12 protein-coding genes are annotated in these 11,740 nt (G+C 42.9%); 4 read left to right on the plus strand and 8 right to left on the minus strand.

Features of this window, described 5'->3' with window-relative positions:
- The first annotated feature begins 63 nt into the window (after positions 1–63).
- From AXF12_RS06190 to AXF12_RS06200, 3 genes are read left to right on the plus strand one after another with little or no spacing between them, the layout of a single operon-like run.
- The gene (locus tag AXF12_RS06190; RefSeq protein ID WP_066429258.1) at positions 64–414 is read left to right on the plus strand and encodes a 4Fe-4S binding protein; all 351 of its coding nucleotides are present in this window, start codon (positions 64–66) and stop codon (positions 412–414) included.
- Positions 415–441: 27 nt separating this feature from the next.
- A complete protein-coding gene (locus tag AXF12_RS06195) occupies positions 442–1,695 on the plus strand; it encodes an NAD(P)/FAD-dependent oxidoreductase (RefSeq protein ID WP_066429259.1) in 1,254 nt (417 codons plus the stop codon).
- A 16-nt stretch (positions 1,696–1,711) separates the two neighbouring features.
- Positions 1,712–3,559, plus strand: coding sequence for a DNA topoisomerase IV subunit B (locus AXF12_RS06200; RefSeq protein ID WP_066429261.1), 1,848 nt, complete (start codon positions 1,712–1,714; stop codon positions 3,557–3,559).
- An 88-nt stretch (positions 3,560–3,647) separates the two neighbouring features.
- On the opposite strand, the gene AXF12_RS06205 is transcribed toward AXF12_RS06200, so the two are convergent.
- From AXF12_RS06205 to AXF12_RS06220, 5 genes are all read right to left on the minus strand, one after another.
- The gene (locus AXF12_RS06205; protein WP_066431818.1) at positions 3,648–4,196 is read right to left on the minus strand and encodes an RNA polymerase sigma factor; all 549 of its coding nucleotides are present in this window, start codon (positions 4,194–4,196) and stop codon (positions 3,648–3,650) included.
- The gene (locus AXF12_RS11890; RefSeq protein WP_074860692.1) at positions 4,189–4,383 is read right to left on the minus strand and encodes a membrane or secreted protein; all 195 of its coding nucleotides are present in this window, start codon (positions 4,381–4,383) and stop codon (positions 4,189–4,191) included. The genes AXF12_RS06205 and AXF12_RS11890 overlap by 8 nt, the downstream gene beginning before the upstream one ends.
- Before the next feature lie 28 nt (positions 4,384–4,411).
- The gene (bshB1, locus tag AXF12_RS06210) at positions 4,412–5,128 is read right to left on the minus strand and encodes a bacillithiol biosynthesis deacetylase BshB1 (protein WP_066429263.1); all 717 of its coding nucleotides are present in this window, start codon (positions 5,126–5,128) and stop codon (positions 4,412–4,414) included.
- A 7-nt stretch (positions 5,129–5,135) separates the two neighbouring features.
- Positions 5,136–6,083: a VirK/YbjX family protein gene (locus AXF12_RS06215; protein WP_231909935.1), complete on the minus strand. Its 948-nt coding sequence runs from the start codon at positions 6,081–6,083 to the stop codon at positions 5,136–5,138.
- 341 nt (positions 6,084–6,424) lie between these two features.
- Positions 6,425–6,976, minus strand: coding sequence for a glutathione peroxidase (locus tag AXF12_RS06220; protein WP_066429268.1), 552 nt, complete (start codon positions 6,974–6,976; stop codon positions 6,425–6,427).
- Positions 6,977–7,057: 81 nt separating this feature from the next.
- Between AXF12_RS06220 and AXF12_RS06225 the strand changes: the two genes are divergently transcribed.
- Positions 7,058–7,660, plus strand: a complete 603-nt coding sequence (locus AXF12_RS06225; protein ID WP_066429270.1) for a DUF4254 domain-containing protein — start codon at positions 7,058–7,060, stop codon at positions 7,658–7,660.
- Positions 7,661–7,744: 84 nt separating this feature from the next.
- Here the strand turns inward: AXF12_RS06225 and AXF12_RS06230 are convergent, their stop codons facing one another.
- The 3 genes from AXF12_RS06230 to AXF12_RS06240 form a co-directional block, all read right to left on the minus strand.
- Entirely contained in the window at positions 7,745–8,488 is a 744-nt protein-coding gene (locus AXF12_RS06230; RefSeq protein ID WP_066429271.1) for a succinate dehydrogenase/fumarate reductase iron-sulfur subunit, read from the minus strand.
- Between the two features lie 109 nt (positions 8,489–8,597).
- Entirely contained in the window at positions 8,598–10,628 is a 2,031-nt protein-coding gene (locus AXF12_RS06235; RefSeq protein WP_066429273.1) for a fumarate reductase/succinate dehydrogenase flavoprotein subunit, read from the minus strand.
- Between the two features lie 2 nt (positions 10,629–10,630).
- Positions 10,631–11,305, minus strand: a complete 675-nt coding sequence (locus tag AXF12_RS06240) for a succinate dehydrogenase cytochrome b subunit (protein ID WP_066429275.1) — start codon at positions 11,303–11,305, stop codon at positions 10,631–10,633.
- Positions 11,306–11,740 lie beyond the last annotated feature (435 nt).

The raw sequence follows: 11,740 nt of genomic DNA on the forward strand, positions 1-11,740 counted from the left end.
GCTGTAATTACAATAAAAATCGTACCTTTGCCCTCTAAAAAGAAAAACTAAGGAAAAACTACAATGGCTATAAAAATAACAGATGATTGTATTAACTGTGGTGCCTGCGAGCCTGAATGCCCTAACAATGCTATCTATGAAGGGGCAGATAATTGGCGTTATAGCGATGGAACAGCGCTAAGAGGTCATATTGTTACCCCCAGTGGAAAAGAAGCTGATGCAGATGAACCCCAAGAGCCTATCTGTGATGATTACTACTTTATCATCACAGATAAGTGTACTGAGTGTATAGGTTTTCACGAGGAGCCTCAGTGTGCTGCTGTCTGCCCAGTGGATTGTTGTGTACCCGATGAAGATCACCGAGAAACTGAAGAAGAACTATATGCAAAAAAACGCTTTTTGCATAATGAATAATAGAAATATTGAGTTAGAAGAAATAATATGAAAAAAGAAATTACAGACGTTTTAGTTATAGGGGCAGGTCCCTCAGGCTGCGTTTCAGCAGCCTACTTACACAACAATGGCGTAAAAGTAAAGGTAGTTGAAAAGCTAAAATTCCCGCGCTTGGTAGTAGGAGAGAGCCTTATCCCCAGAGTGATGGATCACTTTGATGAGGCAGGCTTTCTGCCAGCATTGAAAGCAATGAATTTTGAGAAAAAACCAGGAGCACGCTTTATCCGTGGCGAACAGGTTTGCCACTTTGATTTTAGTGATAATTTTTCAGGTGGATGGGGCTGGACTTGGCAGGTGCCTCGTGCTGACTTTGACAATGTGCTCGCACAGGAGCTCATCCGTAAGGGCGTTGACCTTCAGTTCGAACAAGAAGTGACAGATGTAGAGTTTTTTGATGGAAAGCAGCTTACTACTGTAAAAAATAAAGAGGGTGAAAGTTATGAGATAGAATCAAAGTTTGTTATTGATGCCAGTGGCTATGGACGTGTATTACCTCGCCTGCTTAACCTCAATTCTCCATCAAAGTTGGACGACCACTCCTCTATATTCACTCATATTAAAGAAGATAACGTGCGACCTGCAGGTGAGGAAGGTACGCTTATCTCTTTTGATATCTTGGAGAGAGAAGTTTGGCTTTGGGTGATACCTTTCTCTAATGGCAACACAAGTGTAGGCATTGTAGGTCCTACTTCGTATATTAACGCTCTATCAGAGGATGGCGACACTGCCGAAGCCTTGCGTAAAGCGATAAAGTCCTCTGACTTTTACAAAGAACGCTTCCAAAATAGCGAATTCCTCTTCACACCGATTAAAATCCAAAGTTATTCCTGCTCAGTGAAGCAATTATACGGCAATGGCTATGTCCTTACGGGCAATAGTACTGAATTCCTCGACCCTGTCTTCTCTTCTGGTGTAGCTTTTGCCACAGAGTCAGGAATGTTGGCTGCAAAACTTGTAAAGCGAGTGCTTGCAGGCGAAAAGGTGGATTGGCAAAAAGAATATGCTGAATATATGCAAAGTGGTATCGATGTCTTTACCTCTTATGTAAGAGAATGGTACACAGGCAACCTACAAACGCTATTCTTCCACAAACCAGAAAATCCAGAGGTAAAACGCAAGATATGTTCCGTGCTGGCGGGCTATGTTTGGGATAAGAACAATCCTTTTGTAGTAAAACACAAGAATATCATCAAAAATATGGCTTATCTTGTGGAAAACGGTATGGAAATGAACGAAAACTAAGCACAAGTCAGTCTCTATGGAAGAAATACAATATAACGAGGATAATATCCGTTCCTTAGATTGGAAAGAGCATATCCGTATGCGCCCTGGTATGTATATCGGGAAGCTCGGCGATGGCTCCTCAGCTGATGACGGTATTTATATCCTTTTAAAGGAGGTTATTGACAACTGCATCGACGAATTCGTGATGGGAGCGGGCAAAACCATCGATATTAAGATCAACGAGAATAAAGTAGAGGTGCGCGATTACGGTCGTGGTATTCCGCTGGGCAAAGTCGTTGATGTCGTCTCGAAGATGAACACTGGCGGAAAATATGATTCGCGGGTGTTCAAAAAGTCTATCGGGCTTAATGGAGTTGGTACCAAAGCCGTCAATGCTCTATCTTCTTACTTTAAAGTGGAGTCCGTCCGCGATAATCAGACGAAAGTAGCGATTTTTGAGCGTGGGGAGCTTTTAGAGGATCTTCCCGTGGAAGAAAGCTCAAAACGCCGAGGAACTTGCGTCACATTCATCCCCGATGATACAATTTTCAAGAATTTTAAGTATCGCACCGAATATATCGAGCGAATGCTCAAAAACTACGTATATCTGAACCCTGGGCTCACGATTACTTACAATGGTGAGAAGTTTTACTCGGAAAATGGGCTTAAAGACCTTCTCGCTGATAATAACAACGAGGAAGACTTCCTTTATCCGATTGTGCAGCTCAAAGGCGAGGATATTGAGGTGGCTATCACGCATAGTCGTACACAATACAGCGAAGAGTACTATTCTTTCGTCAATGGGCAGAATACAACTCAAGGAGGTACGCATCTGAACGCTTTTCGCGAGGCTTTTGTGAAAACAATCCGTGATTTTTACAAAAAAAGCTATGATGCCTCCGACATTCGCAAGTCAATCATCGCAGGGATCTCCATAAAGGTGATGGAGCCTGTGTTTGAGAGCCAAACCAAGACGAAACTCGGCTCAACTGAGATGGGAGAGGGGATGCCTTCCGTGCGGACGTATATTAATGACTTCATCGGCAAACATCTTGATGATTTTTTACATAAAAACGCTGAAATCGCCGATGCTATCCAACGAAAAATCATCCAAGCTGAGCGCGAACGCCAAGATCTTGCAGGTATTCGCAAGTTAGCCCGTGAGCGCGCCAAAAAAGCGAGTCTTCACAACCGCAAGCTCCGTGATTGCAGGATTCACCTCAACGATTCCAAGAACGATCGCAACCTTCAGAGCACACTTTTCATCACTGAGGGCGATTCTGCCTCTGGATCCATCACAAAGTCGAGGGATGTGAACACACAGGCTGTATTTTCGCTCAAAGGTAAGCCTCTGAACTCTTATGGGATGACTAAGAAGATTGTGTATGAAAATGAGGAGTTTAATCTCTTGCAGGCGGCTTTAAATATCGAAGATTCGATGGAAGATCTGCGTTATAACAATATTGTGATCGCTACCGATGCCGATGTCGATGGAATGCACATTAGGTTGCTTCTTATCACGTTTTTCTTGCAATTTTTCCCTGAAATTATAAAAGAAGGGCACCTTTATATATTACAAACGCCTCTTTTCCGTGTTCGAGACAAAAAAGAGACGATTTATTGCTATTCCGAGGATGAAAAACAGCTCGCTATCGATAAATTGAAGGGAAAACCCGAGATAACGCGCTTTAAGGGGCTCGGGGAGATCTCTCCTGATGAGTTTAAGCATTTTATTGGTGAAAATATCCGCTTAGATCCTGTAATGATGGATAAAACCATCCATACTGATCAACTTTTGGACTTTTATATGGGAAAGAACACTCCAGAACGGCAAGAGTTCATTATAGACAATCTAAGGGTGGAAATTGACAAGGTGGATTAGTCTGTTTTTACGTATAAATGTAAATCAGCCCAGAATAATCGTTTCTTTTTTGAGAAAACAGCTATTCTGGGCTGATTTTTTGTGTGTTTTATCGTTTTAGTAGCTCAGCGAGTATTTTTTTTGCCCGTAATAAGGTTATTTTTACATTGCTGAGCGATGTTTGCATCTCTTCTGCGATTTCTTTGTATGATTTCTCGTGCAAATAGCGCAATTGTATCGCAGTTCGGTACGGATCTTTAAGTTGCTTGATGCAATAGAGCAAATTGTTGAATTGTTGCTCCATTATCAGGCTATCCTCAATCGAAGGTGTATCATCGGCAATCGTTTTTGCCTCTTTTTCTTCCGAGGTCGAGTGTAAAAACACGCTATCTTGCCGTCGGAGCATATCGATGTGTATATTCTTCGAAATGGTGATTAGCCACGTCTTAAAACTGTATGCTGGGTCAAAATTATGGATCTTATCAAAGGCTCTTGCAAAGGTTTGGATGGTAATATCCTCAGCATCACCCTCATTTCCTACTCTTTTTAGCTGAAAGTTGTAAACATCTTGCCAAAACTCGTCCAGCAGCGCACTAAATGCCCGCTGATCGCCTTCTTTGGCTGCTTTTATCCTTTCATCGAGTGTTTTTTTATCCATTTTTGCGGCATTCTTGTTCATCTGGTAGTCTTCCGCAGAAGCTGCACGCTTCTCCTTCAGGATTGAGGTATGGGCTTTGGCTGGCGCACGTTCCTGAGAATTTGCCGCCTTTTTTGCCCCAAATCTTGATAGCCATTCCGCCAATTGCCAAGGCTAAGAGTCCGATGGTGATGATTATTAATTTCATATTGTGTGTTTTTTATAATTATTGGGTGTTATTTCAAATTGGTGAGCGTATCGACTGCAATGACGCGTTCTGCGGTAAAACCTTCCGCAAAATCCGTGCCAATGAGGCGTCCGAGGTCGTGAGCGCGGTAGCTTACGCTCTCTAGAAAGTTTTTGTCAGAAATGGGCGTCGTCGGCTCGTTACTTTTCGCGTCGTAGAACTGAGAAGCATAGGCGAGCACCGCATCGAGCTTATTTTGGATAAAATTGCTTATATCTACCACAAAATCTGGTTGTAAATTCTTCCATTGTATATAATGGTAAACGTGTTTTGGGCGCCAAGCCTCTTGTGGTGTGCCTTCCAGAAGTGTTTCTATACGTCTGAGCCCGCTGAGGAAACAAGCGTCGCTTACGAGCTTACTTCCCTTGCCGTGATCGATGTGCCGATCGTCAATGGCGTTGCAAAGTACGATTTCGGGCTTATATTGACGGATTTTTTTGATAATTTCCAACTGATTTTCTCTATTATTGACGAAAAATCCGTCTTCAAAGCCTAAATTCTCACGAATTGAAGCCCCAAGGATGCGTTTTGCCTCTTCAGACTCACGCAAACGTATTTCTGCAGAGCCTCGCGTGCCCAATTCGCCCTGAGTAAGGTCGATAATGCCTATTTTTTTGCCTAAACTGATTTCTTTGGCGAGCGTTCCTCCACAACCCAACTCAACATCGTCGGGATGTGCGCCAAAGGCTAAGATATCTAACTTCATAGCTGTTTTATGATAAATTATTAGTGTTTTTTTCGTTAAAAGTGTCCTCTATCTGCCTTGCGATGCTATCCAAGAGCTCATATCGGTTGCGGTAGAGATTTCTTTTGGCAGATTTGATTTCACTCATATCTTTTCGATGTAATTCGCGTGGCAGCAAGAACCAGCCCTCTGCTGATGGCTTTCCGTCGACCTCGCGCCAAAGAGCGTCGTAATTGAAGCTCAAATTGTGTAAAAACCCGATGTGAATGAAGTGTTTTTTGTTGTGTGCCTGTATTTTGTTGCTCACTCCGTATAATTTTGAGCAACCTAAGGCTTTGGTGATTTCTTGCATTATAAAAACCATAAATGCCTTAGGGCGAAGCCCATACATTTGCTTTTGTAGCTCTTTGATGCTATTTTCCGTCTCCGAAGCCTTATTTCCTTGCACGCAGCCCATTCTACAAACCCATTCCCCTGTATTTTCTTCCTCAATAAGGAAAGAAAGTTCGCAAATAGCCTGCTCAAAAGGCGGACAGTGTACAGAAATGGAAAATTCACCCTCTTTTCTAAAGCGTTCGTTATATCCGATGAAGACTTCACCCTTGTTTTCGCTGTTTTTTAGTGAAAACTCAGCTATTTTTATAGGATTTTCAGTTGTAATTACCTTAAAAAGGAATGAATGTTGCTTTACGAAGGAGTAACAGCTCTCTAACGCCTCCAATCTGCGTTGTTTTCGCCATCGGGTGGACATATACACGCGAAAAGGCTTAAAATACAAACGCGGACGGTGTTCTGTGATCCAATTATGCTCCTTAGAAAGGATGATATCGAACCATTTTTTTGCAAAACTTGGGCTAAGAAGCGTGTGGAAGAGTATTTTCTTCTTTTGTTTGGCAATATACTTCGGATTTTCTCCTTTGAACCCTTTTTCTGTAAGGTCTAAGGAAATTTTTATCATTTCTCTTGTCGTCATCATCTACCTATAAATTGAAATTGAATTAAAAATGACTGATGTTGTATGGCTGGAGACCTAAATCGTATGGCTGAGAGCTTAAGTTGTATGGCTGGAGACTAAAATCGTGTGTCGGAAGACTTAAGTCGTGCGTCGGAGGACTTAAATCGTATGTCGGAAGACTCATGTTGCGTGTCGGAAGGCTCAAGTCGTGTGTTTTTACACTAATATTGTATACTGAACAACTTATTTTGTATTCTAAACGACTCATATTATATGCCAAAGTACTAAAATTATCTATTCTACGTATAATATTGTATACTTTTATTTAAAGCTACTACAAATTTAGTTAAAACTGGGTGTTTTTACTTCTCAATCCATTCAATCACGCTTGGGTCGTTAGGCAGCGTCTTTGGGTCGATGATTTTCTCCAATTTGCCATCTTTTCCTATCAAATACTTCTGAAAATTCCAGCTTACCTTGCTATCTTCGAAGCCATTTTTGCTTTTTTGGGTCAAAAATTGGTAAAGAGGGTGCATATCCTTGCCTTTTACCGATATTTTGCTCATCATCGGGAAGGTTACGCCATAATTGATCTTGCAGAAGGACGCTATTTCGTCATTGCTGCCAGGTTCTTGCTTTAAGAAGTTATTGGCGGGAAAACCTACGATAATAAAATCACGATCTTTGTATTTTTGGTACAAAGCCTCCAATTGCTCGTATTGAGGCGTGAGTCCGCACTTTGATGCCGTATTAACGATCATCACCTTCTTGCCTTTGAGGCTTACCATCGGAAATTCCTTGCCGCTGATGTCCGTTACGGTGAATTGGTAGATGGTTTTGTCGTTGTTTTGTTGTGCTTGTAGATTTTCCATAAAGCTGATACATAAAGTGATAATAAAAATAATTCGTGTCATAATATTTCTTTTGGCTGCAAAGTTACGCAAAAAAAGCTTACAATTGGATAAGTTTTTATATATTTGCAAAAAATTACATTTATGTTTAGTGAAAAAGCCTTTAAGATTTTTGAAGAAAGCATCGCCAAATATCACATCTTAGACGATGTTTATCAGCCTTTTACCAATCCTTATCCCTCATCTTCGCTGTTGGAGCACTTGCTTTATCGCAAAAACTGGATTGACACTGTGCAATGGCATTATGAGGATATTATTCGCGACCCAGACATTGATCCCGCGGCGGCTCTCGTGCTAAAACGCCAAATAGACGCTTCCAATCAAGATAGGACGGACACGGTGGAGTACATCGACAGTTATTTTCTGGAAAAATACAAGGATGTGCAGCCACTTCCTGAGGCAACTATCAACACCGAGAGTCCAGCGTGGGCAGTGGATAGGCTTTCTATCTTGGCATTGAAGATTTATCACATGCAGGAGGAGGTAAACCGCCAAGATGCCTCGCCAGAGCATCGTGCTAAGTGTCAGGAAAAGCTCGATGTACTTTTGGAGCAAAAAACCGACCTTTCACAGGCTCTTGACTGCCTTTTAGACGATATTACTGCTGGACGCAAGTATATGAAGGTCTATAAACAGATGAAAATGTACAACGACGAGGAATTGAACCCCGTTTTGCGCGGAAAATAATTAACTTTCCCCATAAATTGATAAAAAAAGCTGTCAGCACCTAAGCCGACAGCTTTTTTATTCAAACCTTAACAACAATAATGCCTATTTAATGCTTGCTTTGAGGTATTCGCGGTTGAGGCGCGCAATATTCTCCAATGAGATGCCCTTAGGACATTCCACTTCGCAAGCTCCTGTGTTGGTACAGTTACCAAAGCCTTCGTGCTCCATCTGGTTCACCATATTCAGCACACGTTCGGTAGCCTCTACACGTCCTTGTGGCAGAAGCGCAAATTGCGATACTTTTGCCGATACAAACAACATCGCCGATGAGTTCTTACAAGTTGCCACGCAAGCCCCACAACCGATACAAGCTGCTGCATCCATTGAGCGGTCTGCATCGTGCTTAGGAATAGGGATAGCATTTGCATCTTGGGTATTACCAGAGGTATTTACCGAGATGTAGCCCCCAGCCTGCTGTATGCGCTCAAAGGCAGTTCTATCCACAATTAAGTCCTTGATTACAGGAAAAGCGGTTGCTCTCCAAGGCTCAATGGTAATCGTGTCGCCGTCTTTAAACATACGCATATGCAATTGGCAAGTAGTAACCCCGCGGTCAGGTCCGTGCGCTTCGCCGTTGATGAAAAGTGAACACATCCCGCAGATACCCTCACGGCAGTCGTGGTCAAAAGCCACAGGCTCTTCACCCTTAGCGATGAGCTCTTCGTTGAGCACATCCATCATTTCCAAGAATGACATATGGTCAGATATGCCACTCAATTTATAATCAACCATACGACCTTTTTCAGTCGCATTCTTTTGTCTCCAAATTTTTAATGTAAGATTCATTTGTTTAGGATTTAGAAGTTAGCTCATAGCGAATAACACTCTTTGCTAACTGTATTAAACTTATATAATGAACTTTTGAATGTTTTATAATTCAACTCGCTTACGCTCGTTATTTATAACTACGTTGTTTCAATTCGATATCCTTAAATACCAAAGGCTCTTTATGTACCACTTCCTCACTTGGGTTGTACGTACAAATCACCTCTGTTGGGTTACCAGTGTACTGCCAAGCTGCTACATAAGCGTAGTTCTTATCGTCGCGGAGTGCCTCACCATCAGGGGTTTGATACTCTTCGCGGAAGTGTCCCCCGCACGACTCGTTGCGCTCTAAGGCATCTTTAGCAAAGAGTTCGCCGAGCTCTAAGAAGTCGGCTACACGACCTGCCTTTTCAAGCTCTACGTTCATACCGGTGAGTTCCCCTGGCACTTTCACGTTCTTCCAGAAGTCCTCACGTATCTCGCGTATCTCTTTGATAGCCTCTTTTAAGCCCTCAGCGTTACGTGCCATACCTACCTTATCCCACATCACCTTACCGAGCTTCTTGTGGTAATAATCCACAGAGTGCGTACCCTTGTTGTTGATGAAGAACGCCAAACGCTCTTTCACCACGCGTTCTGCCTCGTCAAACTCAGGTGTATCTGTCGGTATCTTACCCGTACGGATATCCGCAGCCAAGTAATCGCCGATGGTATAAGGCAATATAAAATAACCATCTGCCAAGCCCTGCATCAATGCCGATGCCCCCAAGCGGTTGGCACCGTGGTCGGAGAAGTTAGCCTCGCCGATCGCATAGCAACCAGGGATAGTGGTCATCAGGTTGTAATCTACCCAAATACCGCCCATTGTGTAGTGCGTTGCTGGGTAAATCATCATCGGAGTCTTATAAGGATTCTCGTCTACAATCTTCTCATACATCTGGAAGAGGTTACCGTACTTCGCTTCCACGATTTTCTCACCGCGTTTGGTGATTTCCTCTTTGGTAGGGTTCTCAATCCCGTGTATCTTACACTGCTCCTTACCGTAACGCTCAATGGCTGAAGAGAAGTCGAGGTATACCGCCTCACCTGTCTTGTTTACACCATAGCCTGCATCGCAACGTTCCTTAGCCGCACGAGACGCCACGTCACGGGGCACCAAGTTACCGAAGGCTGGGTAACGACGCTCTAAGTAGTAATCGCGGTCTTCCTCTGGTATTTCAGTAGGTTTTTTCTTTCCTTCACGAATGGCGTGTACATCGTCCATCTTCTTAGGTACCCAAATACGCCCATCGTTACGCAACGATTCAGACATCAAGGTCAGCTTAGACTGATAGTCGCCTGAACGTGGAATACAAGTAGGGTGGATCTGTGTAAAGCAAGGGTTTGCAAAGTAAGCCCCTTTCTTGTGAATCTTCCAAGCAGCAGTGGCGTTAGAGCCCATTGCGTTGGTCGAGAGGAAGTACACATTGCCATAGCCCCCAGAGGCAATCACCACTGCGTGTGCTGAGTGGCGTTCAATCTCGCCTGTGATGAGGTTGCGGGCGATGATACCGCGCGCTTTGCCGTCTACAATCACCAAATCGAGCATCTCGTGGCGGTTGTACATATCAATCTTACCGCGAGCTATCTGTCGGTTCATTGCCGCATAGCACCCTAAGAGGAGCTGTTGCCCTGTCTGCCCCTTAGCATAGAAAGTACGCGATACGAGCACCCCTCCAAAGGAACGATTATCAAGCAGTCCTCCATAATCGCGGGCGAAAGGCACCCCTTGCGCCACACATTGGTCGATGATGTTGCCTGATACCTCTGCCAAGCGGTACACATTAGCCTCACGTGCGCGATAGTCGCCCCCTTTCACCGTGTCGTAAAACAAGCGGTAGTTAGAGTCGCCATCGCCCATATAGTTTTTAGCGGCATTGATACCCCCCTGTGCAGCGATAGAGTGCGCACGGCGAGGCGAATCTTGATAAGCAAAAGCCTTTACGTTGTAGCCCAATTCTGCCAAAGTAGCTGCTGCCGAACCACCTGCCAAGCCTGTCCCTACGACAATCACGTCGATGTTACGCTTGTTGGCAGGGTTCACCAAGTTGATATGATCTTTATATTTTGTCCATTTGTCAGCAATAGGACCTTCAGGAACTTTAGAATCTAATGTACTCATAGTTATGCTATTAAATAGTTAATATAATGATATAAAGCGATAAAGATAAACCCACCACAGATGATAATAGTATACCAATTACCTACCTGAGAGATGAGTTTCTTACGTTTGTCGTCCTTCCAACCCATCGATTGGAAAGCCGATTGGAAACCGTGTGAGAGGTGCAACGCCAAGAACACGAATGCCAAGACGTAAAGCAACACACGCCAAGTGTCGTGGAACTTCTCAACGAGTTCACCGTAATAGCGTGTAGGGTCGGGCTCTAAGAACTCGATGTACTTGTAGTTCATCTCGTGCACCCAGAAATCGTACAAGTGCAATGCTAAGAAGAGCAAAATCACTACCCCGCTGATAATCATATTGCGCGATGCCCACGTAGCGTTAGCTGCGCCATTATAGCGATAATATGCCTCATTGCCGCGTGCTCTCTTGTTTTGCACCTCAAGCACAAAGCCCATTATAAAGTGAAACAATACCGCTATCATCAGTACAGGCTGTATTGCAAACTGAATGAGCGGGTTGGTACCCATAAAGTGAGACATTTCATTGTACACGTCTTCGCTGAACACCGACATTATGTTCACTGCCCAGTGTATTACTAAGAATAAGACAAGGAAAAGTGCCGAGAGTGCCATCGCCACTTTTCTCGCAACAGATGTTTTAAATAATGCTGCCATTTTGTTTTATTTAAATTATTAAATGCTTTAAAATTTTGCACAAAAGTACGGTATTTCCAATATCTGTGCAAGAAAAAAAAGACTAAAAATATGTAATTTATATTCGGTTTAAAAAAGGACTACGTGAAATTCATTCTCTATTACTTGAAAGACTTCTATTTACAAAAAATTAACACTCTATTTAGAAAAGATTAAGATAGCGTTTTTACACTATTTTTGCCATTTGAATAATAGAAAAAATACTAAAAAATCTTAGCTAAGTTTTTCTCAAACCTTCATCGGACTCATAACGGATCCGTATCGGATTAACATTGAAAATCTCTCAGAGGTGTAAATAAACAGCTACTTCTTCAAAAACTTACTTTGATACTTCTAATTCATCTGAATTTTCTTTTCTAAGTGAAAAAAAAATAAAAGAGAGCTAACCCTTGTTAT

It is taken from the genome of Capnocytophaga haemolytica (assembly GCF_001553545.1).
Classification (GTDB): Bacteria; Bacteroidota; Bacteroidia; order Flavobacteriales; family Flavobacteriaceae; genus Capnocytophaga; species Capnocytophaga haemolytica.

Coding starts and splice junctions, on each gene's coding strand:
- AXF12_RS06190 (WP_066429258.1), top strand. CDS start 64: ATGGCTATAAAAATAACAGATGATTGTATTAACTGTGGTGCCTGCGAG.
- AXF12_RS06195 (WP_066429259.1), top strand. CDS start 442: ATGAAAAAAGAAATTACAGACGTTTTAGTTATAGGGGCAGGTCCCTCA.
- AXF12_RS06200 (WP_066429261.1), top strand. CDS start 1,712: ATGGAAGAAATACAATATAACGAGGATAATATCCGTTCCTTAGATTGG.
- AXF12_RS06205 (WP_066431818.1), bottom strand. CDS start 4,196: ATGGATAAAAAAACACTCGATGAAAGGATAAAAGCAGCCAAAGAAGGC.
- AXF12_RS11890 (WP_074860692.1), bottom strand. CDS start 4,383: ATGAAATTAATAATCATCACCATCGGACTCTTAGCCTTGGCAATTGGC.
- bshB1 (WP_066429263.1), bottom strand. CDS start 5,128: ATGAAGTTAGATATCTTAGCCTTTGGCGCACATCCCGACGATGTTGAG.
- AXF12_RS06215 (WP_231909935.1), bottom strand. CDS start 6,083: ATGATGACGACAAGAGAAATGATAAAAATTTCCTTAGACCTTACAGAA.
- AXF12_RS06220 (WP_066429268.1), bottom strand. CDS start 6,976: ATGACACGAATTATTTTTATTATCACTTTATGTATCAGCTTTATGGAA.
- AXF12_RS06225 (WP_066429270.1), top strand. CDS start 7,058: ATGTTTAGTGAAAAAGCCTTTAAGATTTTTGAAGAAAGCATCGCCAAA.
- AXF12_RS06230 (WP_066429271.1), bottom strand. CDS start 8,488: ATGAATCTTACATTAAAAATTTGGAGACAAAAGAATGCGACTGAAAAA.
- AXF12_RS06235 (WP_066429273.1), bottom strand. CDS start 10,628: ATGAGTACATTAGATTCTAAAGTTCCTGAAGGTCCTATTGCTGACAAA.
- AXF12_RS06240 (WP_066429275.1), bottom strand. CDS start 11,305: ATGGCAGCATTATTTAAAACATCTGTTGCGAGAAAAGTGGCGATGGCA.